A 22,521-nucleotide genomic window follows, 5' to 3' on the forward strand; every position below is an offset into this window, starting at 1 on the left:
CGATGGACCGTTCAATGCTCTACCGGCGTTTTCGCACGCTCCTGATCGCCAACCGCGGCGAGATCGCCTGCCGCGTCATTCGCACCGCGCGAGCCATGGGCTTGCGCACGGTCGCGGTCTATTCCGAGGCCGACCGCGACGCGATGCATGTCGCGCTCGCGGATGAGGCCGTGCTGCTCGGTCCGGCGCGGGCCCGCGACAGCTACCTCAGTGTCGAGCGGCTGATCGAGGCCGCGCGAAAGACCGGCGCGGAAGCCGTGCATCCCGGCTACGGCTTCCTGTCCGAAAATGCCGAGTTCGCGCGGGCCTGCCTGGAGGCGGGCCTGGTGTTCGTCGGCCCGACCGCCGCGATGATGACGGCGATGGGCTCGAAGTCCGGCTCGAAGGCGCTGATGGAGAAGGCCGGCGTGCCGCTGGTGCCCGGCTATCACGGCGAGGCCCAGGACGAGGCGACGCTTTCGAAGGCCGCGGACAAGATCGGCTTCCCGATCCTGGTGAAGGCGTCCGCCGGCGGTGGCGGCCGCGGCATGCGCATCGTGCGCTCGGCGGACGAGCTTGGGCCGGCGATCGTCAGCGCCAAGCGCGAGGCCAAGGCCGCGTTCGGCGACGACCGCATGCTGATCGAAAAATATGTCGACAATCCCCGTCACATCGAGGTGCAGATCATCGGCGACAGCCACGGCAATCTGCTGTCGCTGTTCGAGCGCGAATGCACGCTACAGCGCCGGCACCAGAAGGTGATCGAGGAGGCGCCGTCGCCGACGCTCAATGCCGCCCAGCGCGAGACGGTCTGCGCCGCCGCGCGAAAGGCGGCGGGCGCCGTGAACTATGTCGGTGCCGGCACGATCGAGTTCGTCTCCGACGGCAAGGACGTGTTCTTCATCGAGATGAACACGCGTCTTCAGGTCGAGCATCCCGTGACCGAGCTGATCACCGGCATCGATCTGGTCGAGTGGCAACTGCGCGTCGCATTCGGCGAGGCGCTGCCGCTGAAGCAGGACGAGCTCCGGCTCAATGGCCACGCGGTCGAGGCGCGCGTCTACGCGGAAAATCCGACCAAGAACTTCATGCCGTCGGTCGGGAGGATCTCGACCTGGCGCTTGCCGGCGGAAACCGGCGGCTTGCGCATCGACGCCGGCTATCGCGAAGGCGATACGGTCTCGCCCTATTACGATGCGATGCTTGCAAAAATGATCGCGTGGGCGCCGACGCGGGACGTCGCGATCGAGCGGCTGAATCGCGGGCTGCAAGAGTCCGACGTCCGCGGCATCGTCACCAACATCCCGTTCCTGTCGGCGCTGATGACGCATCCGAAGGTGCGGACCAATGCGATCGACACTGGATTCATCGAGCGCGAGCTGGCGGTGCTTACGCAGGCCCCGCCGGCACCCGGCGAGCTCGAGCTGTGCGCAGCAGTCGCCGCTGTTATCAACGACGAGCGGCAGGCCGCGCAAGACGAGGCGAGTTCGCCCTGGCAGACTTTTGGCTGGATGCCGGTCGGCCGCCGCCAGCGCAGCTTTGCCTTCCGCGTCGGCCATGGACCTGAGCAGAAGATCACGCTGAACTACGGCAGCGGCCCGTCGACGCTGGTGACCGGTGAGCGCGAGTTGGCGTTCACGATCGCCCCGCGTGACGGCGGCTTCGATCTGACGCTCGATGGCGTCAAATCGCAGGTCGCAGCCGTGATCGACGGCCATGAGCTGTATTTGCGCACACGCAATGGCCGCTTCGATCTGCATTGGGTCGATCCGTTCGGCGGCGAGAGCGAAGAGCATGTCGGAGAGGACAAGATCGCGGCACCGCTGCCGGGCACCGTCGTCGCCGTGCTGGCCGAGGAGGGCGCCAAGCTCGACAAGGGCGCGCCGATCCTCACCCTGGAAGTGATGAAGATGGAGCAGACGCTGCGCGCGCCCTATGCCGGCGTACTGAAATCGATCAAATGCAAGGTCGGAGACATCGTCCAGGAGGGTGTCGAGCTCGCCGTCGTCGAACCATCGGGAGAGTGACATGAGCGATCCCGTCCGCATCATCGAAATGGGGCCGCGCGACGGCCTCCAGAACGAGAAGACGCCCGTCAGCGTCGAGGCCCGCATCGCCTTCGTCGAGGCGCTCGTAGCCGCTGGCCTCACCACGGTCGAGGTCGGCGCCTTCGTCTCGCCCAAGGCGATCCCGCAAATGGCGAGCTCGGACGCCGTGCTGCGCGGCGTCAGCCACGTCAAGGGCGCCGAATTCCACGTGCTGGTGCCGAACGAGAAGGGCTATGACGCCGCGCGCGCTGCCGGCGCGCAAGTCGTCTCCGTGTTCGCGGCGGCCTCGGAAGGCTTTTCGCGCGCCAATATCAACTGCACGGTGGCGGAGTCCATCGAGCGGTTCAAACCGGTGCTGGCGCGCGCCCAGGCGGATGGCGTCAGGGTCCGCGGCTATATCTCCTGCGTGCTGGGCTGCCCGTTCGACGGCGAGATCAAGCCGAAGGCGGTCGCCGATCTCGCCAACACGCTGTGGGAGCTCGGCTGCTACGAGATCTCGCTCGGCGACACCATCGGCGTCGGCACGCCTGATAAGGCCAAGGAGATGCTGCGCGCGGTCATCGCCAACATTCCTGCCGCCAAGCTCGCGATGCATTTCCACGACACCTATGGCCAGGCGCTCGCCAATCTCTATGCCGGCCTGGAGGAGGGCGTCCGCGTTATCGATGCCGCCGCCGGCGGCCTCGGCGGCTGTCCCTACGCGCCGGGCGCGACCGGCAACGTCGCGACCGAGGACGTCGTGTACATGCTCGAAGGCATGGGCGTCAGGACCGGCGTCGACATGGACAAGCTGCTGGCGGCCACGAACGAGATGAGCGTCGTGCTGGGCAAGCCGCCCGTGAGCCGCGTGGCCTCCGCTCTAAACGCGAAGAAGAAGCGGGCTGCTTCGTAGGGTGGGCAAAGGCGCGCAGCGCCGTGCCCACCATCTCTCCGCGACCGAATTTGCGAATGGTGGGCACGCTTCGCTTTGCCCACCCTACGGCAACGTCACCTGCTCCCGTCCGGCCCCATCACCAGGTCCGGCAGCCCGGTCGATATTCCCGGGAAGAAGCACAGCAGCAGCACCGCCAGCATCATCAGCAGCACGAAGGGCAGGGTGCCCCAGATCACCTCGCGCAGGGGAATATCCGGCGCGACGTTGCGGATGACGAAGATATTCAATCCCACCGGTGGATGGATCAGCCCCATCTCCATCACGATGGTCATGACCACGCCGAACCAGATGATGTCGAAATTGGCGGCGCGGAGCGGCGGCAGGATGATCGGCGCGGTCATCAGAATGATCGAGACCGGCGGCAGGAAGAAGCCGAGCACGACGACCATGACGAGGATCGCGAACAGCAGCTCCCAGCGCGGCAGGTGCATCGCGACGATGGATTCGGCGACCGATTGCGAGATGTGCAGATAGCTCATCACGTAGGAATAGAGCAGCGACATGCCGATGATCATCATCAGCATGGTCGATTCCCGGATCGTCGACATCATGATCGGGGCGAGGTCGCTCGGCCGCCACACGCTGTAGATCGCCGCGATCAGCGCCAGCGCGAGGAGGCCGCCGAGGCCGGCGGTTTCCGACGGCGTCGCGTAGCCGCCATAGAGCGCGATCATGACGCCGGTGAGCAGCAGCACGAAGGGGATTACGCGCGGCAGCACGCTGAAGCGTTCCGCGAGCGTGTATTCGTCGCGGGCCAGGATCGCAGCCTCAGGCCCGCCTTTCTCAAAGATCGCCTGCGCCGCGGCATATTCCTGGCGGAAGCGGATCACCGCATAGGCCCCGAACAGCGAGACCAGCAGCAGGCCGGGGCCGATGCCGGCGAGGAAGAGCCGGCCGAGCGATTTTTCGGCGGCGACCGCGAACAGGATCATCGTGATCGAGGGCGGCAGCAGGATGCCGAGCGTGCCGCCGGCCGCGATGATGCCGGCGGCAAAACCGCCGGAATAGCCGCGCTTGCGCATCTCGGGGATGCCGGCCGATCCGATCGCCGAGCAGGTCGCAGGGCTCGAGCCCGCCATCGCCGCAAACAGCGCACAGGCGAACACGTTGGCGACGCCGAGGCCGCCGGGCACGCGATGCAGCCAGGCATGCAGGGCCGAATAGAGATCCTGACCGGCGCGCGATTTGCCGATCGCGGCGCCCTTCAGGATGAAGAGCGGGATCGACAGCAGCGTGATCGAGGCCATTTCCTCGTAGACGTTCTGCGTCACCGTATCCAGGGACGCGGCCGGCATGTAGATGCCCATGAACACGACCGCGACCGCGCCGAGCGCGAACGCGATCGGCATGCCTGAAAACATCACGACCAGCGTCGCGATACCGTAGGCGAGGCCGATACCGAAAACGCTCATGGACGCCTGGCTCCTGCGAAAGGCAGCGCAAGCTGCACGAGGATCTGGATGCAGAGCAGGCTCATCCCGAACGCCATCAGCGAATAGGGAATGGCGAGCGGCGGCGACCACATCGAGTTCGAGACCTGGCCGTCGACATAGGCTTCATGGGTCAGCGTCCAGGACTTCCAGGTGAAAAAGGCGCAGAACAGGAACGTCGCGGCATCGACCAGCCAGAGCCTGATCCGGTTCGCGAGCGGCGACAGCAGGCCGACAAAGGCCTCGATGCCGATATGGCCGCGGTTCTGCTGCACATAGGCCGCCGTCATGAAGGTGGCGCCGACCAGGAGGAATACGGCGGCCTCATCCTGCCAGTAATTGGCGGCCTTGAACAGGGCGCGGCTGAGCACGCTGTAGCTCAGGATGGCGCAGGCCGCGATCAGCGCGATCGCTGCGAACACGACGATGATGCTGTTGAGGACGGCGAGACCGCGATCGATCGCCGCCGCAAGGCCGGTCCTTGCGGCAGCGTTCGCCTGGTCGTCACGATCCGGAAGCGGACCGTGGCTCATGCGCCGACGTCGGAGGCGAGCTTGAGCAGGTTGGCGGCGGTCGCGGTCTTGGCGCCGTAGTCCTTCCACGCGGTGTCGCGGGCGATGTCGCGCCATTTGCCGACAGTGGCGGCATCGAGCACCGAGACCTTGGCGCCGGCCTTCTCGTAGACCTTGGCGACCTCGACGTCGTCGTCCTGCGCGCCCTTGCGGCCGAAGGCTTCGAGCTCGGTTCCGACTGCGAGCAGGACGTCCTGCTGGTTCTTCGGCAGCTTGTCGAAGATCGCCTTCGACATCATCAGCGGCTCGAGCATGAACCAGTAGGAGGCACCCGCACCCGAGGTCAGCGACTTCGCGACCTCTTCGAGCCGGAACGAGATCAGGCTGGTCGAGGAGGTGATGCCGGCATCGCAGGCGCCGGTCTGCATCGCCGCGTAGATTTCGTTCGACGGCACCGAGAGCACCGAGGCGCCGGCGGTCTGGAGCACCATGTCCATCTCGCGCGAGCCGCCGCGCACCTTCATGCCCTTGGCATCTTCAGGGGCGACGATCGGCTTGGAGCGGCTGGCGACGCCGCCGGCCTGCCACACCCAGGTGAGCAGGATGATGCCCTTGTCGGCGAGGAAGTCGGTCAGCGCCTTGCCGACCGGCGCTTTCTTCCAGCGCATGCCCTGGTCGTAGGTGGTCACGAGGCCGGGCATCAGGCCGATATTGGTCTCCGGCAGCTCGCCGCCGGCGTAAGGCATCGGATAGAGGCTGATGTCGAGCGCGCCCTTGCGCATCGCGGAGAACTGCGCGTTGGTCTTGATCAGCGAGGAGTTCGGATAGATTTCCGCGGCGATGTCGCCGTTGCTGCGCTTGGCGACTTCAGCCGCGAACATGCGGCAGAGCCGGTCGCGGAAGTCGCCCTTGTCGATGGTCCCTCCCGGGAATTGGTGCGAGATCTTCAGCGTGGTCGCGGCATGCGCGGTACCAGTGCCGAAGCGAAGAATGGCGGGTGCGGCGACGGCGGTCGCAATCAGATGACGGCGCGTGAGCATGATGTATCCCCTTGGACGGCATTTGGCCGGTTCTTGTTCGGTGTGAGGTGGGCTGGGTCTTTGAGACCAGCGCATAGGTCCATCCTAGCCGGTCTCTCACCCAATATTCTCTCATCTGATAGTTCGAGACCGAATGCCGGGGCAAGTGCCGGCCTTGCTGCGGTGCACACTGAGCGTCCGCGCAGCCGGCCCGCAGAAATTTTGTCATTGGGCCCGTAACAACGCCAGCGGGCAATCCGTCGAGATCAGATAGCGGCGTCCGTCGCTGACAAACACCATCTCGAAGGGAAATCACTCATGACCATTCGCACCCGCATCGTGCTCGGCGTCTCGGCTGCCGCTCTGTCGCTTGGCCTCGCGCTGTCGCCGGCCGCTTTTGCCCAGGACAAGATGGGCAAGGACGACGGCATGATGAAGAAGGACACGATGTCCAAGGACGGCATGAAGAAGGATACGATGTCCAAGGACGACGGCATGAAGAAGGACCACATGTCGAAGGACGGGATGAAGAAAGACGACGGGATGATGAAGAAGAACTGACCTTCCGCCGTCGTCGCGGCGTCTGCGAAGGCAGGCGCGCGCTTGAAAGTCCGAGGGCGGTCACATGGACCGCCCCCAGCGATGTTTCAGTTCAACTTCACTTGAACGCGACGTGAGTTGAACGTGACTTGAGTTGAACGTGACTTGCGAACGTTACTTCCGCTTGGCCTTTCGGGCAGCGTAGCGGGCGTCGCGCTTGGCCTTTTGCTCGGCCTCGATTTCAGCCTGCTTGGCGATCGCCTCTTCCGCTTCGCGGGCGATACGCGCGGCTTCGGCCGCTGCAGCTTCTTCCGCAATCCGCTTCTGCTCGGCCTTCTCGGCTTCGCGCGCGGCCTTTGCCTCCGCGCGCTTGGTCGCGAGCGCCTCGCGCTCAGCACGACGTGCCGCCACCGCCGGATCATCCAGCCCGGGCTGCGACTTGAATTTGTTCAAAAGATTTTTGCGGGCGTCCTGCGCCGCCTTTTGCCGGTCTGCGAAGCCGGGTTCCCTGAATCCACTCATCGACGAGCCTTGTCTTCCTCGCTTCCGATCTTACATCATTGCCTGTTGGTACGTCGGCTGGGCATAGCGGGCGCCACGCGACGCAGAAGCGTGTACATCGGCGCGCGTCGCGAAGCCACCCATAATCGCAGCCGATCAGGTAGACGAAAAATCGCCAACCCCGACGATCTCTCGTAGCCCGGAAAAACTGCCGAATTGTGATGTCCTTCATAGAGGACCACACGGAGCGGCGCCTAGCGTCCGCCCGGTACGAGACGGAGCACGGGCATGATGATCTTCCGACTGAAGGCGCTCGCAATCGCCGTCGCGGTGGTCGCCCTGGCCGGCGTCGCACTGTTGCTCGCCCGCCCGAAGCCGGTCGAAAGTGCCGTCCTCGGCGCGGATTGGGAATGCACCCAGACCGCGTTCTTGCTGACGACCTGCGCACCGCGGGCCACCCCGGCGGTCGAAACCTCGCGCAAGGATGCGATCCGGCAGACCCGGGGCTGAACGATCGACCGGGATGTGACGCGACGTCGCAGAGGTGGTAAAGCCGGTTCACCCCTGCGATCGGCCAGTCATGTCCAAGTCTGAGTCCAAGTCCGAATCCAAGCCCGAACCGGGCAAAAGGCCCAAATCCCTCGCAAGACCTCAATCCGGCGACAACCGTCGTGGCGCGATTGCCGGATTGATCATCGCGCTCGTGATCCTCGGTGTCGGCTGGTGGCTCGCCCGCGATCTCACCGCGGCCAGCAAGATGCAGGACTGCCTGATGTCGGGGCGGACCAACTGCAATGTGATCGAGCCGGCGCGCTAGAACGGTTCCAGCCGTACCCCTAGGGCCGAAAAATGCCGTGATCTTAATCATTTGTAACGGGACTTAGCCGACCAAAGCAGGTCAGTTATGTCCGCCGGCATCAGCCAGGCGCGAGGCGAATCGTCTATCGCGCTAGGCACCACGGCAATCGCGAGAGTAGGGGGTCAAGCACGCATGAGTGCGTCCAGCCGCATGAAGATCATTATTCCCTTGGTTTTGGCCATGTCCCTTGCCGCGCTTTCGGCGCAGGCACAGGACTCATTGCCGCCAAGACCCCAGGCCCAGACGCCTGCGGGGCCCGGCGCGGGCGCGCCGCCCCAGAACAATCAGAACATGCGCAAGGGCCCCCCGCCGCAGCAGGCGGCCCGGCCTGCGCAACAGCCCGGCGGCCAGCCCCACGCCGGTGGCCCCGGTCCCCGCCCGCACGGAGCAGGTGGCCCGCCGCCCGGACGCAATTACGCCAGGGGCCCCGCACCGGAGCGCGACTGGGGCGGACACGCTTATCGCGGCAATCGCGCCTGGGATGGCGGGCGCTGGCGCCACGAGGTCCGCAACGGCCGCTCCGGCTGGTGGTGGGACGTTGGCGGCGTCTGGTATTATTATCCGCAGCGGATGGCCGGCCCGCCGGCCTACATCTCCGAGGATTACATCGACGACATGCCGGTGGCCTATGCCCCGGCGCCGCCTCCTGTCGCCTACGAACCGCCGCCGCCTCCGCCTCCGGCTGATCCCGGCGCAAGCGCGCTTGGCGGCGCCATCGTCGGCGGCGTGCTGGGCGGCCTGATCTCGGGCAACGCCTCGGGAGCGGCCGCAGGTGCCGTGATCGGCGGCGCCACCGGCGCGATCGCCGGCGCCACGGCTGCCTCGCGTCCCGGCTATTATCTGGCCCAGGGCAATTGCTACTACCGCTATCCGAGCGGTCAGTATGTGCAGGCCGATCCTCGCGCGTGTTACTGAGGCTTCAGGCAAGGTCTGAAACAAGGAGGCGGGCGCAGGCCCGCCTCTTTTTTGTCTGGGCAACGTATTGTTTGCCGAACCGATGCTGATCGCTTCGCGCGTCACACCAGCCAGTTGAAGAACGCGATCGCGGCCCAGACCAGGCCCGCGATCCAGGCCAGCATCACGATACCGATGGTGGCAAGAAACGTGGCGCCGAACAGATCGGGCCTTGCGCGTCGCGTCGGGACGTGAGCCTCGGCTGCTGCTTCCTGTGTCATGACAGACCACCCATGCCCTCTCGCGGCGGTGCGAGCGGTTGAAGCGATGTTTAGCCGAGACGCCGGGGGCCGGCTGTGACGCAGTTCACAGATGCGTCTTGGAGGGCCGGACGGCGAGAAAACCACCCCGCATTCATACGGACGAAATTGCCATCGGTCCGTCCATCTCGGTCGGTTAGGTTCGGCCTCATGTGTCCCAAGTACGATCCACAGCACGAAGCCGAGGCGGCGATGAAGAGGGCCGCGGCGTCCGCCGACGGCGCCGACCGGCAGAGACTGATCCAACTGGCTCTGGCCTGGCATCAACTCGCCCGTGACCGGCGCGAGGAGCAGACGGACTAATCGCATCCTCGGCCAGATATCGCGTCAATGATCGGCCGAGGTCGGGACGCTGGTTGGCCTGCATGAGAAAGCCCCGCGCTCGGGGGGACAAGCACGGGGCCCTTCAAAGCCGACCGGGGCTGGCGGGTCGGCACCACTCCATTTCGTTGCAGCCAACGTGCTGGTCGTGATCTCGTTCCGCGGCGCTGCGCATTCCGTCGCGCCGGGCTGACGTTGCGCGGTTAGGAACATCCGTTCCCCGCCGACGTTGGCCGGCTATGACAGACCCCGAATTACGCGCGCAGTCTTTCGAGATCGCCTGGAAATATCTCGACCAATCCGGGCTGCTCACCGGCGAGCGCCAGGATTCAGCCCGCTTCATCCTGAACCGGATCGATCGCTTGATGCTGCGCGGCGAGCGGCGCAGGCTGCTGCTGTCGAATGCCGCGATCGACGCGTACCGGTTGCGGCCCGTGCTCGTGACCGTGGATGCATGAACGAACCGAGCGAGCGAAACGCGGTATTAATGAATGCACGCTGCCGATTTTTGCGATGACGATTCGTGCTTTTGGAACGAAGCGGAGTCGGACCGTGAACAAAAGAAATGCCGCTTAGGCGTCGGCTGATCTGGTGCCGCGACCTGACTCAATCGATCGCCAGGCAGTGCTCCAAGTGTGGCTCCGAGTCGACCTTCTGGCGGCTTGGACGCGCCCACGCCTGAATAGCGAAGGCGAGTTGATGCTGACTGGCCGCCGCGTCCGCAATGGAAGCCCGCGCCGTCTCGATGCGCCGTGTGATCACGCTGGAGTTCACGACGCCTGCGTCGATTGCCAAATACGACATCGCGATCACGGCAACCGCAGATGCGATAGCCATTCTCGTCCACTCGGTTGGCAGCATCGAATTCCCTATCGGGCGCACGTCGCCCGGCGCATAGATAGGGTTCGTCTGTCCGGTTCAAAGACCGGGGCGAGGGTACCCACGTATTCGTGAAGTAAGACGGATGGTAACTGTGCGTCCGTCGCGTCGATCAAGCGGCACCGAAATTCCGGCAGCGGGAATCGAAATCGTCCTCGGGATCGACGAGAACAGTGAGGCTCTTGAGGAGGTCTCCGGTGGGCGGGGGCCGATACCGCAAGTCGGCTCTATCGGCCTCGCCAATCCCGTGATGGATGGCGATCCCAGCAGAGCTTCCAATTTTGAGCACAATCAATTGCGTAGAGGGAAGGTGAGAAAAACGGCCGCTCCACGTGTTTTCAAGGGCTTCCAGCCCTCGTTTTTCTCACCTCAATCATCATCGTCCGCGTCGTCCTGTCCGCCCGGCGTAAAGACCAGCAGGTTCATCGCGCCGCCGGCCATCAGCTGCTGTTGCACGGCCTTGGTGTAGAGCTCGGCCTGCGACAGCGTCTTCCAGCCGAAGATCGCCATCAGCTGGTGCGGTGTCGCCCCATTCTCCGCCGACACCGTCGCGCCGGCCTTGCGGAGCCCGTGGGCGCGCCCGGGGACGCCGGCCTCCACACATCGGTCCGCGAACCAATTGCCGAGCCCCTTGACCGTGTGAGGCTTGCCGTAGGCCGTTTCCAGGAATGTCATGGTGCCGAGCGTGCCGGCATCTTTGGTGGCCTGTAAGACGGACTCAAGCTGGGGCAGGATTGGGATCACCAGATCGACCGGCGCGCGCTTGCGGTTCTTATGCTGGCGGAAGGCGAGCCAGCGACCGGGGTGGATCTTGCGCAGCTTGGCCGCGACATGACGGGGCTGGCGAATGTGCTGCCGGCCGAATTTGGCGACGTCGCTGATGCGCTGGCCGAGCAGCAGGAACAGCATCAAGGCGAGATGCGCCTTGGTGCCCTGCGGGTGCCGCTCAACGTAAAGCTCGATCTCCGGGACGGACCAGGTGTGATGGCCGGTCGTCATCGGGCGCTTCAGGAGATCGACACCCTTGGCCCGGTTGACCGGGATCAGCTTCGGCGTCTGCTTGACCGCCCATTCCGATAGCTTCCGGATCGCCTTGAGCCTGTGATTGGCGGCGTCGATCGAGGTCAACGCCTTGCGGTTGACCAGCAACTCGATCTTGTCCTGCGGAATGTCGCAGCCGAGATCGCCGATCTCCTGCGGGTCATCATCGCTCGCAGGCTCGCGGCAGAGGGCCTTGAGGATCCTGCGGCGGTTCTTCTGGGTCTCGAGGTCGTAGCCGCGAAACTCCAGGCTCTCGCGCATGTATTTGGCGCACAGCCAGCGCAGCGTGTTCGGCTTGACTTGGGCGGGCGGAGCTGCCTTGGCCGCCGCCGGCTTGGCGTAGGGCCGATCGGCGAGGGCCGCGGCATACTCCTCGAAAAAAGCGGCCGTCCCAACCTCCTCGCGCAAGCGGCGTTTGCGCAGCTTCTTCGTCGAGGGATTCCACTTGATGAAATAGAGCCGATCGTTGCCGTGCCGGTCCGGATCGTGGTGGACGTAGCGCGGCAGGATCTCGGGCATGGGATCTAGGTTACCTTGGCCCATCCGCCATCGGCTGGCTGGAGCGGCGCGGCATCGGGCAGGCTCTCATCGGGCAGATTTTCGAAAGCCGTGTCAAGCTCATAGCGGTCCCAGACCCGGCAGCCATGCACAAGTTTGCCGCGTGGCATCAGACCCTCGGCGACGAGCTTATCGAAGGTCGTCGGCTTCATTCCGACCCAGTCGGCGGCGGCGTCCCGGCGCAGGCCGCGCGGGGCGTAGGCGCGCTCGCGATGGTCGGGATGGCGGGTCATAGATCGTCCACCGCGTCTTCGCCCGCAACAGAATTGTGGCGGTTATCTTCAATGAACTGCATCAGGTCGGCGGTTGGGCGAAACCATTCACCCCGGATATGGCTCGCCTTGAACTGAATGTGAAGTTGGCGCTCCAGCCCGGGCGTGGCGCGCAATACAAGCAGCGGGTCGATGCGATACGGAGACGCCGTCTGTAAGCCGCTCAGGCGCTCGCGCCATGCGTCGGACTTCCCAATTTTGATGAACTCGCCGGTCTGAAAGAAGTACACGACCGGGTTCTTCGGCTTTGGCGCCCGATCGACCTTGGGCGGGTCCGGATCAGGTACCGTGAGTTCCCAAGCCCTTCGTCGTCTCGCGCCCGGTGACATCGTCATTGGCTTGCTCTCTTCCTGCCTGCGCCAATTGGCGCACCCTGCGTTCATGCGAGACAGGATCCCGCAGGGTGCGCCGCTTCGCCCCGTCAACTCTTCAACGCCAAGGGTGCCCCGCCGTCGGGATTGCCGCGCTCGATGCACATCGCGGCCGGCGAGCCGCAGGCCGAGATCGGCGGGGTCGCGCGGATGAAGCGGGCGCCCAGCGGCGGGGAGTGGTCCACATAGGTGCCGGGCGTCACCTTCTCGCGGCCCTTGGCGGAGGCCTTGATCATCGCGGCGATGAAGGCGTTGTTGGAGGCGATAGCGGCATCGCGCTCGGCCTTCTCCGACAACGACAGGTATTTGTCGAAGTCGACGTTCTCCAGTGCGTCAAGTCTGATCTGACTCATGGTTTCCCCCTTTCAGTTGCTCTTGCATGGAAGCGTGATGCGGCGCGGATCGTCGGGCCTTCCGGCCGTGGTGATCGCGACCGAGTAGCCGCAGACGTCGCACTGGACGAGATGATGGCCGCAGCGTTTTGCGGGGTAAGGAAGGTCGGCAGAGCAACCGGGCTGCTCCTTGTCGCGGCGCAGATCGACATCGACGCCGTTCGGAAAGTTTGGGTTCGGCGCGCATTGCGGCTCGCGGCCGTGATCCACCCAGATCACATTGACGGTCATCGTTCTGCGCTCCTCTCGGCGATCGCCACGAACGTCACAGCCCGCATCGCGACGATGTCCCCGCGCTGGGCGTAGAGGCGCTGGCAGACCAGCAGCGGGTTGATGCCGAGCGCCCGCCAGAACGCGTCCTCGCTTCGCCTGTGCTGGGCGTGGCGCGCGTTGAGATGATCGTCACGGCACAGCGGCAGCGCCCAACGGTCCTCCGGCTTCTTCTGGAGGCCGCTCGATTTGCCGAAGGCTGCAGAGGCGAGCCGCACATGCGCAGCCTCGCCGCAGGGGTCGACGCCGCAGTACAGGCACGGGCACTGGCGGACTTTCGTGAGGTAGTCGGGATCGTCGGCTGGCTCCGCGCGGAGTTTGCGAGTTTGCGCAGTTTCGCAAACCGGCTTCAGGAGGGCGCCTGGTGCGGCTGGCGGGGTGATACGCTGGGGGCGGGTGATGATCATGACGCAGTGACCTCCGCCTTCGATGATTTCCCCGTCGAGAGGTCGACGATGACCCCGTTGTCAAACCGAACGCCCATCGCTACGTCGACCAGGCGATAGTTGTTGTTGTTGCCTCGGAGCTGGTAATAGTTGTCGCTCACCACGCGAACGTCGAACCATGCGTTCGGAGCGGTCTGGCCCCAATATTTGCTGCTGCGCTTGATGCGCGCGACGAGATGCTGCTCACTCATCGCTGATCACCTTCGCGACCAGCTGCTGATGCGCCTCGTAGCGGGCGTCGTCGACCAGCATCATGACGTCGACGACGCCGTAACCCCTGAAGTGCAGGCAGCGGACGGCATCGCCACGTTCGATGTAGGCCGGCTCTTCGAGCAGGATCGCCGCCATTTCAAGGACACGCGCGGCGCGCCGCTTGGGCTCCTGGAAGGGAGGGCCGTCGATCAGGTAGTTTTTGCGGGGCTCGGTCATCGGGCGAGCTCCGCCGTCTTCGTCTTGAGCCAAGCTTCCAGCGCCTGCGCTTCTTCAGGCGATGCCGGTTCGAACAGCGCCTGCGCCTGGCCGGCTTCGTCGAGCACTTCGAGCTTGTGAATCCGGAAGAGGCCTCCGAGCGTCCAGTTGCAACCGCGCTTGTCGGTCTGGCCACGGCGTTCTGCCTGCTTGTCGGGGTCGTTAGGCCACGGACCGGCGCCGGACCATCGGCCTTCGCAGGAGAAGCCGATCTGATTTTCGAGGCGGCCGTCAGGGCAGCCGGCGCGCTTCAGCGACGCCATGCTTTGCACGGTCTCGCAAACCACGCATTTGAAGGCGGCGTGCTCCCGTCCCGACACGCCCTGAGCGCGCAGGCGGTCGTGCAGCATGCTGATCGTGATCCGATCGGTCATGTGGCCCTCCTCTTGCGACGGAGCGTGCGCCACTCGGTGACCAGGGCCTCGAATTCGGGGCCGTAGCCCCAGACGTCGGGGTAATGCCATTCGCGGGCCACCACAGCGAAGATGGTGACCATGTCGTCCTTGATCTCCTGGTCGACACTCCAGAGGTCGATCAGGTCGAAGCCGCCATCGCGCGAAGCATTCCACCAGGCGAGGAGGAAGTTGGCGACACGCTTGCTCTGGCCGGTGTCGCTCTTGGCGATCTCAAGGAGGCGCTCCAGCGCCTCGCGCTCTTCGAGGGTGATCATCGCCAGAACACCTTCGCGCAATGCGGGCAGACGACGTCGCCGCAGGAGGCGATTGCGTCGTGGCCGGCGGGGTTGACGCAGTCGTGGTCGAGGCGAAACACGTCCTGCTGGCTGAGGATGGCGGCGATTTCCTCCGATGCGATCGGCTGGAGGATGGCGATAGCCTGGGCGCGCGTCAGCGGCTGTGGCTGCCTTGTGCGGGTGAATCCGCTCATGTTAATATTTCCGCGTTGAAATGAGGGGTCATCAGTTGCGGGCGGCGGCCTACCGGGGCTGGCCATCGGCCGCCGCCCGCCTTGGATGCGGCGCTTTGCTATCGGCGCCGCATCCTCGCGCGGACTCCTTACCCGGCCGCCGCCGCGAACTCGGGCAGGGAGTCGTTCAGAACCGCGGGCGTCGCAGGCGCCTTCGAGTGCGCGGGAATGTCGTCAGCGAGCGGCGGCACGTGCTCGGCCTCCATCGCGGATGCGTAGCGGGACGGCTTGCCTTCGAGCGCCTGGTGCAGGCTATCGAAGCCGGCGCGGAGCGTGAGTAGGTCGAACGTCTCCTCGATCTCGACCCAGCCGGCGGAGAAATGCTCCTTCATCAGGATCACGCGGCGCTGCTTGTCGGCGACGGTTTGTCCCGGTACGTGCATCGTCAGCAGGTCCTTGATCTCGTCCAGGACGATCTTGCGCTGGACCGGCTGCCAGTCGCGCTTCTCGGTCTTGATCATGTGCGTGCTGTCGCCCATTGCCTGCACGCCGACATGCGCGCCGCCGATGTTGAGGCGTTTGATGTGCGGGGAGAAAGCCGCCCACACCTGCTTGACCAGGACGTCGGTCGGCAGTCGGTCGCCGTTCTCGTAATAGCCCTCGAAGGTGAAGTCCTTGCCGTCGAGCAGCATCGAGCGATCCTTCACCACGGAGGCGACATGCGCGACCTTGTTGGTGCGCAGATTCATGTCGCGTTCCATCAGCACCAGAAGCGAGGGCTCGAAGCCAGTCTCGGTCTCGGTCTTCATCTTGACGCCGACCTTTTCGAACTGACGCTTGCCGTTCTCGTCGGTGTACTGCTCGGTGTCGTCGCCGGCCCGGCCGCACATGATGATGTGCAGTTTCGAGTTGATGTAGAGATCGGTGAACTGCTGCCAGCCGTGCGGGCCCTTGAGGAAGCTCCAATCGTCGATCTGGAGGAAAGAGCGCTGCTTCTTCTTCAGATAGCTCTCCTGGAGCTCGCGCCACGGATGGGTGATGCTGTCGATGATCAGCACGGAGGCGTTTTCCTCCGCCCACTTCATCGCGGCGATCAGGTCGGCAAAGGACCGCTTCTTGGCAACCACCAGCGGAATGCCGACCTCTTCGAACAGCGGGATCATCCAGTCCGAACCGGTCTCGGTATCGAAGAACGCGACCGGCTTGCTCGCGTAGGTGACGCCGCTGGCCTTGAGATGGCGGACCAGGGCGATGGCAAACAGGCTGCCGGTCACTGACTTGCCTGCTCCCTGCTTGCCCATGAAGCCGGCTTTGAGGTGCGCGGTCGTGGATGTGGCAGGTTCGAAGAGATTGTAGACGTTAGACATGGCGGCGGGCTCCGTGGGTTGGGAAGGGGTTGCAGTGACCGGCGCCGTCGTGGTCTCGGGCGCGGGCTTCTTGACGCGGGTACGCGGCTTGCGCTGCGGCTTCTCGCCGCTCGCGCGCTTCTCGAAGTCGGCAAGGCGGGTGATGCCGGCGGCGACGTAGGTCGGGTCGATCCTGGTCTCGGTCTCTGCGCGCAGGCGCTGAGCGAGCTGATCGGCGAGAGCGTTGTGGTTGGTGCGGTCTTCCATGTCAGGACTCCTTTGATCTCGAGCGCATCATGGACATCGTTCCGAAGTGCGCCCAATCGCCGACAAACGTGATGGGCGAGGACGGATCGACCAGGCTCTTGTGCTCCATGCTCCGGAGCGCGCCGGCAGCCATCTGGAGAGCCGTCCTCAGGTCGCGAGGCGGCGCGTCGGCCGTCTCGTAGCTGGCGGCGAAGATGTCGGGCTTGCATGGATAGATCTCGCCCTTGACGCCGCGGATGATCCAGTCTCCGGGCGAGGCGCTCATCGTGCCTTCGAGCGTCGCGATCGTCATGGTCAGCGGCAACTTGTGGAACATCACGTCGCCACGCTTGATCGCCTCAACGATCCAAATCGGATCTTCGGTTTGATCGGCGTCACCGGTCCAGCGAAACGCTTCGATGGTGACGGGCTTCTTGCGGAACTGCGCCATTACACGGCCCTCCGGAAGGAGCGGCGGTGCGAGGCGCGGTCAACGGCGCACTCGGCCTCATACGTCGCGTTGCCGTCGACGGCGGCAAGGAACGCGCCTTGGAACGAGCGCATGTCGACATCGATCGTGACGTGATCGGCGACGCCGGAACCAACGGCGTACAGCCACTGGTCGAAGATGTTGGCGGCGTCCTTCAGGTGCTCGGACACTTCGCCGATCGCTTGCGGGACGGGCAGGGTCAAAAGGCGCGCGATCAGCGCCTGGCGGGCGGCTTCGAAGGGGTTTTGGGGGATGTCTGCGGCGGCGGACATTGGGTGACTCCGTTGGTGAGAACGGAAGCCACCTTAGTTCGCAATCTGAGAACCGTCAACAATAAAATTCGCAAGTTGAGAACTTTTCGTTCTCATGGTCAGGACGCCTTACGTCGGCCTGCCGGTTCCTTCTCGGTCTTCCGGTCGGCCTCAATTCTGGGTTTGGGGCCCATCTTGATCACGATGTCATGACCCGGCTGGCCGATGTCGCCATTGAGAATCCAGTCGATCGAGATGCCGTACCGGTCTCTTATTCTCTTGGCTGTTTCGAGGGTTAGAGGGCGTTTGCCGCGTTCGAAGGCGTTGAGCGTGTTTTTAGCGATGTTCAAGGCATCCGCGAACGCGGTCTGCGAGAGGTCGTAATGCTCCCGTACCGCTATGAGCCGCCTGGCAATGTCTTGATCGCTATCCATGGTGGATATCTCACCATGCGGCCTGCGAAAAGTCGTTTCGCAAATTACGCCCGGTTGACAGGTTCGCGAATTGAGAACTAAATCTCGAACTGTCATGGAATCAGTTTGGACATGGGGTTCGATCATCGACGCTCTCGGCGGCACGGGTGCCGTGGCCGAGGCGCTCGGTGAGTCCGCCTCAACGGTGAGCGGCTGGCGCAAGCGGCCTCGCGGAATTCCGGGAGAGCGCTGGCGCGGGTTGGTCAACTTTGCCGCTTCGAGCGGCAACGCGGATATCACCCTGGATGTGTTGGCTGAAGTCGCCGCTCGCCGTGTCGAGGTGGATGAAGTGGAGGCTCGCGCATGATGACGCGCAGGAAAACGCACGACAGTACCCATTATTATCAGCCCCGCCCGAGCTTTGAGGAATGCGGCCATGCTGCAATGGTCGGGAAATCCCTGCAACTAAAATCTTCATTTGATAGCGATAGCACTTTGTCGGTGTTCCGCTTTGAAACAGCGCGCGCGCGTCGCGCAGCTTTGCTTCAAGCTCGATTGAAATCATCTGTGTTAGTTGCGTTGCGTTGGGGTGTGTCATGTCCGAATCAAGCCAGCGCATCGCCGCGCTGTCGAGTTTCAAACAGGGAACAGTTGTTCCCGACTGTTCACCAGAATTCAAAAATGGCTTTGCGATCGCGGCGCGCGCCCTATGGCCGCGCAAGACGGCAGCTGAGCTTGCGTTTCGCGCCAACGTGTCAGAGCGCGCGGCAAAGTTCTGGCTGTCCGGCGAGCGCGAGCCGTCACTTGATGCCTGCATGGTCATTCTCGATGCGATCAGGCCGCGCCGCCGCGCCTGACGGGAGGTTCGCATGAGCGCCCAGGTCGTCGACTTCGCCGCCGCCAAGCATGCGCGCTCTAGGAAGCTTGATCCTGTCAACCTGGGGATCTGGCCCGCGATGCTCACGACAACCGTCATGTGCTGGGGCCTGATCGGCCTGACCGTCATCCATCTCGTTCCCGTGATCAGCGAGGCAATCCGGCCTCGTTAAAGCGTTCCCGCCGCGTACCCGCGTTAGTTGTTTTCCCAAGTTCTGAGCCTTCCCGATCGTCCGCGAGCTTCGCGGCGCGCGAGAACGGCTGTCCCGAAAGCCCGACCTTGCGCGCCTCGGCAATTCATCAGGGGCAGGAGAGAGCCGATGATCAACCATCCCAACCGCAGCAAGACTGGCACGGACGACGGCAGCAACAGTGAGGCGACCGCGCCGAAGGACTGGGGCATCAATCTCGACATCGCCAAGAAGGTGCTCGAGGTCGTGGACGCTGGCCTGGTCCATGGAATGGGCCGCCCTGTGCCCGGCCAGATGTGTGTGGAGGCGGCCGTTTGCTACGCGATGGATCTGCCGCATGGCGATGATCCTGCCTGCGTCTCGCGCGGGCTGCGTCGGTTGAAGATCCGGCTCAATGATTCCAGATGGTCGAGCAACGAGGCGCGCACCAAGGGATTGCGACGCCTGGCGCTGGCGCAGCTCGGCAGCCGCGACGTCCTCGACGAGCGCGAATTCGCAAAGCGTGTCGCAACGCTCGCAATCAAGGTCTCTGTGCCGGCGGCACTTCGTGCCGCAGCCTCGATCCACAAGGATCCGAAACATCAGCAGGCGCTGCGTGATGCAGCGAACAAGTGCGAAAACGATCCGACCGAAAAGAGTGCGCGCGAAGCGCGCTCAATATCGGTAGAGGCAAGGCGCGCCGCCGCCGCCGCCGCCGCCGCCGCCGCCGCCGCCGCCGCCGCCGCCGCCGCCGCCGCCGACGCCGCCGACGCCGCCGCCGCCGCCTACGCCGCCGCCGCCGCCGCCGCCGACGCCGCCGACGCCGACGCCGCCGCCGCCTACGCCGCCGCCGCCGACGCCGCCGACGCCGACGCCGCCGACGCCGCCTACGCCGCCTACGCCGCCTACGCCTCGAAATCGGCTCGCGACAAGTCGCTCGCCGATTTCGCAGAGGGAGTGGTGCAAATTCTCATCGAGATGAAGGCGCCCGGCTGCCAGTGGCTGGTCTTGACGGAGCAGGCAGCATGAGCGGCCATCCCCGTCTGTCCGAGCGCGAGGCGATGACGCCCTTGTGGCGTCGTCACCTCATCGAAATCTGGTCGCGATCGATGCCTGGTGAACGGCCGCGCGGGCCGTTCTTCCGGCCGACCGACATGGGCTGGGCCTTGATCCGGGCGATCTATGCCGGCGGTGAGGCGCGCGACGAGAAGGCGGCTGCATGATGGGCGCCGACGATCTCGTTAACTGGGTCTTCGCCTACATGCTGATCGGCGCCGTGATCTGGATGCTGATGTATTCGGCTGGCCTGATCCACAAGGCGTGGGGCACGGTCTCGCACGCTGCCGTGGTGTTTGCCTCAATCGCCGCGATCATCGGCTGGCCCGTGATCGTCTTCGCCTTCTTTGCCGGCGTGTGGTCGGGGAGGCGGATGCGATGATCCTCGAGCCCGGCCATGCCCCTATCAAATTCCACCCGCTCGCCAACCTGTTTCCGATGCTGTCGGACCAGGAGCTGGAGGATCTCGGCGAAGACATGCGCGCCAACGGCCAGCTCGAGGACGTGATCCTGCATCGGGACATGATCCTGGATGGTCGCAACCGCTACACGGCGGCAACGCGCAAGGGGCTGCCGGTCCGGACCTCGCTGTTTCAGGGTGACGACCGCGAAGCGCTCAACTGGGTGATCTCGAAGAACCTGAAGCGGCGGCATCTGACTGAGAGCCAGCGCGCCATGGTGGCTGCGCGCATTGCGACGCTGAAGCTCGGCGCCAATCAGCACACCCAGGGTGCGCCAATTGGCGCACCCCTGCTGGACCTGGTTGGCGCAAGCGAGCCGCAGCAAGTCGAGCCTGCCGCATCGATCTCGCAGACGGAAGCGGCCGACATGATGAGCGTCGGAAGGCGCTCCGTGCAGCGCGCCGCGACCGTCGTTGAGCAGGGTATCCCGGATCTGCAGCATGCGGTCGAGCAGGACAAGGTGGCCGTCTCGGTTGCGGAGAAGATCGCCCGCATGCCGGAGGCCGAGCAGCCGGCGGCGCTGGAGAAGGCGCTGCCGAACGGCGCACGCGCGATCATGTCATCGCGCAAGGAGCCGGATGAGAGCCTCGACTACTTCCCGACGCCGCCCTGGGCGACGCGAGCGCTGATCGAGGAGATACTGATCCCGTATTTCGAGAGCGGCGATCTCGATGACGACGACCAAGGAGCGAAATTCCACCAGCTGCGGATCTGGGAGCCCGCTTGCGGCGAAGGCCACATGGCCGAAGTGCTGCGCGAATACTGCCCCGACGTGCTCGCAACCGACATCTTCGATTATGGCTATGGCGATCGGACCCTCGACTTCCTGTCCGATCTCGAGGTCGAGGGCGAGGAGCGCGACTTCATCCTCACCAACCCGCCGTTTGGCGACAAGACCGAAGGTTTCGTTCTGCAAGCGCTCAAGCGTGCCAAGGTGGGGCTCGCGATGTTCGTCCGCCTCCAATGGCTGGAAACCGGCGGGCGCTATGAGCGCATCTTCAAGGATAATCCGCCGACGCGGATCGTGTTCTATGCCGAGCGCGTCAACCTCTGCAAAGGCCGCTGGGAGCCGGATGGCTCGACGGCAACCGCCTACATCTGGCTGATCTGGATCAAGGGCGAGGCGCCGCGCGCACCCCGCTGGATTCCGCCGACCTGCCGCAAATCCTGGACGCTGTCTGACGACGCCGAGCGCTTTACCCAGCATCCCGTCGTGAAGAAAGACCATGCGGCAGGCGAGAGCGAGGAGCAGGCCGCATGAGCGATCTCTACGACACTGCAAAACCCGTCCGCGACGCTGCGATGGCAGAGGTGCTGCGTTGCCTCGGAGCCGATGCGCAGGTCGACGGCGTTCCGGTCGATCCGGCGATCATCGAGGGGCACAAGCTCGGCACCCACATGCAGGCGCTGTGCGTTGCCTACTGCGCCGATCGCTTCAAGACGTTCACGCGCGGTCTCACCCACGATCCGATTCTCGACATTTTCGCGGTCGCGGTTGCGCAGGTTGCCGCGCATATCGCCTCCACCGCGCGCCCGATTATGGGGGGGCACCCTGTAAGCCCGACCATCTCGGGGCAGGTGTTCCTCCAGAGGGTCGCAGATCTCTTCTTTCAGCAGCTCGTGCATGCAGATCACGGCTTGCAGGATTTCAACGTCTCATTCGCGCGCAAGGACGACGGCTCCATTGAGGTGGAGACGTTCGATCTCGCTCACATGCTGAACAAGGGGAGGGGTTCGTGATGGATCTGGCTCAAGGCGCCAGCGAGCAGGCCGCGCCTGTCGTTGGTCAACCCGGCGCCGAGCTTGCCGCGCCCGTGCAACATCTGACACTCGAGGAGGTTGCGGCGCAATTTCCGGATCCTGCGCCTGATGGTGAGCGCCTGGCCGGCATCAAGAAGGCGATGAAGAAGACGCTGTCCAAGCGTGGCGAGCACAAGCCGAAGGCGCCGCGTCCGGCCGTCACGTATCGAGCACAGCGCCGCAATGAGGCGAAGGCCAAGAAGAAGGCGATGTATCGCATCGGCGAGGATGTCAAGGAAGGTTGGTCGCCCGCGGTCGAGCTCAACCGCTCGCAGAATTGGATACGTGCGCAGACCTACGGCTACGCGCGCGAGATTTCACCTGTTCCGGAAAGGCCTGTGCGATGAGCTTTGTCATCGTCCTGACTTGTGCGGGTTACTTTGCCTGCGACCTTGCGCCTTTTCGCAGCAGCACGGTCTTTCCAACGGCTGAGCAATGCTTGTCCGCGGCACGGTCCAACTTCTCGTTCTACGTCAATAACCCGGACCACTACT

At 64.5% G+C, this 22,521-nt stretch carries 37 protein-coding genes; 16 read left to right on the forward strand and 21 right to left on the reverse strand.

Features of this window, described 5'->3' with window-relative positions:
* Positions 1-2 precede the first annotated feature (2 nt).
* Together ACKWRH_RS21255 and ACKWRH_RS21260 are read left to right on the forward strand one after the other, a co-directional pair.
* Positions 3-2,006: an acetyl/propionyl/methylcrotonyl-CoA carboxylase subunit alpha gene (locus tag ACKWRH_RS21255; protein WP_445222186.1), complete on the forward strand. Its 2,004-nt coding sequence runs from the start codon at positions 3-5 to the stop codon at positions 2,004-2,006.
* A gap of 1 nt (position 2,007) precedes the next feature.
* Positions 2,008-2,919 carry a hydroxymethylglutaryl-CoA lyase gene (locus ACKWRH_RS21260; RefSeq protein ID WP_445222187.1) on the forward strand — a complete coding sequence of 304 codons (912 nt, stop codon included), beginning with the start codon at positions 2,008-2,010 and terminating at the stop codon, positions 2,917-2,919.
* A 95-nt stretch (positions 2,920-3,014) separates the two neighbouring features.
* Here ACKWRH_RS21260 and ACKWRH_RS21265 read toward each other — a convergent pair whose 3' ends face one another.
* Genes ACKWRH_RS21265 through ACKWRH_RS21275 form a run of 3 tightly spaced genes read right to left on the reverse strand, consistent with a single transcriptional unit; the run spans position 3,015 to position 5,943 of the window.
* A complete protein-coding gene (locus ACKWRH_RS21265; protein WP_445222188.1) occupies positions 3,015-4,373 on the reverse strand; it encodes a TRAP transporter large permease in 1,359 nt (452 codons plus the stop codon).
* A complete protein-coding gene (locus tag ACKWRH_RS21270) occupies positions 4,370-4,924 on the reverse strand; it encodes a TRAP transporter small permease (RefSeq protein ID WP_445222189.1) in 555 nt (184 codons plus the stop codon). The genes ACKWRH_RS21265 and ACKWRH_RS21270 overlap by 4 nt, the downstream gene beginning before the upstream one ends.
* Complete coding sequence (locus tag ACKWRH_RS21275) at positions 4,921-5,943, reverse strand: TRAP transporter substrate-binding protein (RefSeq protein ID WP_445222190.1); 1,023 nt, start codon at positions 5,941-5,943, stop codon at positions 4,921-4,923. Before ACKWRH_RS21275 ends, ACKWRH_RS21270 begins: the two co-directional genes overlap by 4 nt.
* A 297-nt stretch (positions 5,944-6,240) precedes the next feature.
* Between ACKWRH_RS21275 and ACKWRH_RS21280 the strand changes: the two genes are divergently transcribed.
* Positions 6,241-6,483 (forward strand): pentapeptide MXKDX repeat protein, encoded by a 243-nt coding sequence (locus tag ACKWRH_RS21280; RefSeq protein WP_028150975.1) that lies wholly within the window; start codon positions 6,241-6,243, stop codon positions 6,481-6,483.
* Between the two features lie 153 nt (positions 6,484-6,636).
* On the opposite strand, the gene ACKWRH_RS21285 is transcribed toward ACKWRH_RS21280, so the two are convergent.
* Entirely contained in the window at positions 6,637-6,984 is a 348-nt protein-coding gene (locus ACKWRH_RS21285; protein ID WP_445222191.1) for a DUF6481 family protein, read from the reverse strand.
* A 267-nt stretch (positions 6,985-7,251) separates the two neighbouring features.
* Here ACKWRH_RS21285 and ACKWRH_RS21290 point away from each other — a divergent pair, with 267 nt between their 5' ends.
* The 3 genes from ACKWRH_RS21290 (at position 7,252) to ACKWRH_RS21300 (ending at position 8,737) form a co-directional block, all read left to right on the forward strand.
* Complete coding sequence (locus tag ACKWRH_RS21290; protein WP_445222192.1) at positions 7,252-7,473, forward strand: hypothetical protein; 222 nt, start codon at positions 7,252-7,254, stop codon at positions 7,471-7,473.
* 70 nt (positions 7,474-7,543) lie between these two features.
* The gene (locus tag ACKWRH_RS21295; protein WP_445222193.1) at positions 7,544-7,780 is read left to right on the forward strand and encodes a hypothetical protein; all 237 of its coding nucleotides are present in this window, start codon (positions 7,544-7,546) and stop codon (positions 7,778-7,780) included.
* A 174-nt stretch (positions 7,781-7,954) separates the two neighbouring features.
* On the forward strand, positions 7,955-8,737 hold the full coding sequence (locus tag ACKWRH_RS21300) for a hypothetical protein (protein ID WP_445222194.1): 783 nt from the start codon (positions 7,955-7,957) through the stop codon (positions 8,735-8,737).
* 101 nt (positions 8,738-8,838) lie between these two features.
* Here the strand turns inward: ACKWRH_RS21300 and ACKWRH_RS21305 are convergent, their stop codons facing one another.
* Positions 8,839-8,997 (reverse strand): hypothetical protein, encoded by a 159-nt coding sequence (locus ACKWRH_RS21305; RefSeq protein WP_028161343.1) that lies wholly within the window; start codon positions 8,995-8,997, stop codon positions 8,839-8,841.
* A 599-nt stretch (positions 8,998-9,596) separates the two neighbouring features.
* Between ACKWRH_RS21305 and ACKWRH_RS21310 the strand changes: the two genes are divergently transcribed.
* Positions 9,597-9,815 carry a hypothetical protein gene (locus ACKWRH_RS21310; RefSeq protein ID WP_445222195.1) on the forward strand — a complete coding sequence of 73 codons (219 nt, stop codon included), beginning with the start codon at positions 9,597-9,599 and terminating at the stop codon, positions 9,813-9,815.
* Between the two features lie 148 nt (positions 9,816-9,963).
* On the opposite strand, the gene ACKWRH_RS21315 is transcribed toward ACKWRH_RS21310, so the two are convergent.
* The 16 genes from ACKWRH_RS21315 to ACKWRH_RS21390 form a co-directional block, all read right to left on the reverse strand.
* Positions 9,964-10,194 (reverse strand): hypothetical protein, encoded by a 231-nt coding sequence (locus tag ACKWRH_RS21315; protein ID WP_445222196.1) that lies wholly within the window; start codon positions 10,192-10,194, stop codon positions 9,964-9,966.
* Positions 10,195-10,605: 411 nt separating this feature from the next.
* Entirely contained in the window at positions 10,606-11,796 is a 1,191-nt protein-coding gene (locus ACKWRH_RS21320; protein ID WP_445222197.1) for a tyrosine-type recombinase/integrase, read from the reverse strand.
* 5 nt (positions 11,797-11,801) lie between these two features.
* The gene (locus ACKWRH_RS21325) at positions 11,802-12,068 is read right to left on the reverse strand and encodes a hypothetical protein (RefSeq protein WP_445222198.1); all 267 of its coding nucleotides are present in this window, start codon (positions 12,066-12,068) and stop codon (positions 11,802-11,804) included.
* The gene (locus ACKWRH_RS21330) at positions 12,065-12,442 is read right to left on the reverse strand and encodes a GIY-YIG nuclease family protein (RefSeq protein WP_445222199.1); all 378 of its coding nucleotides are present in this window, start codon (positions 12,440-12,442) and stop codon (positions 12,065-12,067) included. Before ACKWRH_RS21330 ends, ACKWRH_RS21325 begins: the two co-directional genes overlap by 4 nt.
* Before the next feature lie 86 nt (positions 12,443-12,528).
* Positions 12,529-12,831: a hypothetical protein gene (locus ACKWRH_RS21335; RefSeq protein WP_445222200.1), complete on the reverse strand. Its 303-nt coding sequence runs from the start codon at positions 12,829-12,831 to the stop codon at positions 12,529-12,531.
* 12 nt (positions 12,832-12,843) lie between these two features.
* A complete protein-coding gene (locus ACKWRH_RS21340; protein WP_445222201.1) occupies positions 12,844-13,101 on the reverse strand; it encodes a hypothetical protein in 258 nt (85 codons plus the stop codon).
* A complete protein-coding gene (locus ACKWRH_RS21345) occupies positions 13,098-13,547 on the reverse strand; it encodes a hypothetical protein (protein WP_445222202.1) in 450 nt (149 codons plus the stop codon). The genes ACKWRH_RS21340 and ACKWRH_RS21345 overlap by 4 nt, the downstream gene beginning before the upstream one ends.
* A complete protein-coding gene (locus ACKWRH_RS21350; RefSeq protein WP_445222203.1) occupies positions 13,544-13,777 on the reverse strand; it encodes a hypothetical protein in 234 nt (77 codons plus the stop codon). The genes ACKWRH_RS21345 and ACKWRH_RS21350 overlap by 4 nt, the downstream gene beginning before the upstream one ends.
* Positions 13,770-14,015 (reverse strand): hypothetical protein, encoded by a 246-nt coding sequence (locus tag ACKWRH_RS21355; protein ID WP_445222204.1) that lies wholly within the window; start codon positions 14,013-14,015, stop codon positions 13,770-13,772. The genes ACKWRH_RS21350 and ACKWRH_RS21355 overlap by 8 nt, the downstream gene beginning before the upstream one ends.
* Positions 14,012-14,428: a VVA0879 family protein gene (locus tag ACKWRH_RS21360; protein ID WP_445222205.1), complete on the reverse strand. Its 417-nt coding sequence runs from the start codon at positions 14,426-14,428 to the stop codon at positions 14,012-14,014. Before ACKWRH_RS21360 ends, ACKWRH_RS21355 begins: the two co-directional genes overlap by 4 nt.
* Positions 14,425-14,724, reverse strand: coding sequence for a DUF7673 family protein (locus ACKWRH_RS21365; RefSeq protein WP_445222206.1), 300 nt, complete (start codon positions 14,722-14,724; stop codon positions 14,425-14,427). Before ACKWRH_RS21365 ends, ACKWRH_RS21360 begins: the two co-directional genes overlap by 4 nt.
* A complete protein-coding gene (locus ACKWRH_RS21370; protein ID WP_445222207.1) occupies positions 14,721-14,939 on the reverse strand; it encodes a hypothetical protein in 219 nt (72 codons plus the stop codon). The genes ACKWRH_RS21365 and ACKWRH_RS21370 overlap by 4 nt, the downstream gene beginning before the upstream one ends.
* Before the next feature lie 128 nt (positions 14,940-15,067).
* Positions 15,068-16,531: an AAA family ATPase gene (locus tag ACKWRH_RS21375; RefSeq protein ID WP_445222208.1), complete on the reverse strand. Its 1,464-nt coding sequence runs from the start codon at positions 16,529-16,531 to the stop codon at positions 15,068-15,070.
* A gap of 1 nt (position 16,532) precedes the next feature.
* Entirely contained in the window at positions 16,533-16,961 is a 429-nt protein-coding gene (locus ACKWRH_RS21380; protein WP_445222209.1) for a hypothetical protein, read from the reverse strand.
* Positions 16,961-17,272, reverse strand: coding sequence for a hypothetical protein (locus ACKWRH_RS21385; RefSeq protein ID WP_445222210.1), 312 nt, complete (start codon positions 17,270-17,272; stop codon positions 16,961-16,963). Before ACKWRH_RS21385 ends, ACKWRH_RS21380 begins: the two co-directional genes overlap by 1 nt.
* A gap of 98 nt (positions 17,273-17,370) precedes the next feature.
* Positions 17,371-17,685 carry a helix-turn-helix transcriptional regulator gene (locus ACKWRH_RS21390; protein ID WP_445222211.1) on the reverse strand — a complete coding sequence of 105 codons (315 nt, stop codon included), beginning with the start codon at positions 17,683-17,685 and terminating at the stop codon, positions 17,371-17,373.
* A 94-nt stretch (positions 17,686-17,779) separates the two neighbouring features.
* Between ACKWRH_RS21390 and ACKWRH_RS21395 the strand changes: the two genes are divergently transcribed.
* From ACKWRH_RS21395 to ACKWRH_RS21435, 9 genes are all read left to right on the forward strand, one after another.
* A complete protein-coding gene (locus ACKWRH_RS21395) occupies positions 17,780-18,031 on the forward strand; it encodes a carph-isopro domain-containing protein (RefSeq protein ID WP_445222212.1) in 252 nt (83 codons plus the stop codon).
* 229 nt (positions 18,032-18,260) lie between these two features.
* The gene (locus tag ACKWRH_RS21400) at positions 18,261-18,521 is read left to right on the forward strand and encodes a helix-turn-helix domain-containing protein (RefSeq protein ID WP_445222213.1); all 261 of its coding nucleotides are present in this window, start codon (positions 18,261-18,263) and stop codon (positions 18,519-18,521) included.
* Between the two features lie 12 nt (positions 18,522-18,533).
* Complete coding sequence (locus ACKWRH_RS21405) at positions 18,534-18,713, forward strand: hypothetical protein (RefSeq protein ID WP_445222214.1); 180 nt, start codon at positions 18,534-18,536, stop codon at positions 18,711-18,713.
* Between the two features lie 147 nt (positions 18,714-18,860).
* On the forward strand, positions 18,861-19,739 hold the full coding sequence (locus ACKWRH_RS21410) for a hypothetical protein (RefSeq protein WP_445222215.1): 879 nt from the start codon (positions 18,861-18,863) through the stop codon (positions 19,737-19,739).
* A complete protein-coding gene (locus tag ACKWRH_RS21415; protein ID WP_445222216.1) occupies positions 19,736-19,933 on the forward strand; it encodes a hypothetical protein in 198 nt (65 codons plus the stop codon). Before ACKWRH_RS21410 ends, ACKWRH_RS21415 begins: the two co-directional genes overlap by 4 nt.
* On the forward strand, positions 19,930-20,148 hold the full coding sequence (locus ACKWRH_RS21420) for a hypothetical protein (protein WP_445222217.1): 219 nt from the start codon (positions 19,930-19,932) through the stop codon (positions 20,146-20,148). Before ACKWRH_RS21415 ends, ACKWRH_RS21420 begins: the two co-directional genes overlap by 4 nt.
* Positions 20,145-21,488 (forward strand): hypothetical protein, encoded by a 1,344-nt coding sequence (locus ACKWRH_RS21425; RefSeq protein ID WP_445222218.1) that lies wholly within the window; start codon positions 20,145-20,147, stop codon positions 21,486-21,488. The genes ACKWRH_RS21420 and ACKWRH_RS21425 overlap by 4 nt, the downstream gene beginning before the upstream one ends.
* Complete coding sequence (locus ACKWRH_RS21430; protein WP_445222219.1) at positions 21,485-21,967, forward strand: hypothetical protein; 483 nt, start codon at positions 21,485-21,487, stop codon at positions 21,965-21,967. Before ACKWRH_RS21425 ends, ACKWRH_RS21430 begins: the two co-directional genes overlap by 4 nt.
* Positions 21,967-22,374 carry a hypothetical protein gene (locus ACKWRH_RS21435; RefSeq protein ID WP_445222220.1) on the forward strand — a complete coding sequence of 136 codons (408 nt, stop codon included), beginning with the start codon at positions 21,967-21,969 and terminating at the stop codon, positions 22,372-22,374. The genes ACKWRH_RS21430 and ACKWRH_RS21435 overlap by 1 nt, the downstream gene beginning before the upstream one ends.
* Positions 22,375-22,521: the final 147 nt, after the last annotated feature.

The organism is Bradyrhizobium sp. Pa8 (assembly GCF_052588265.1).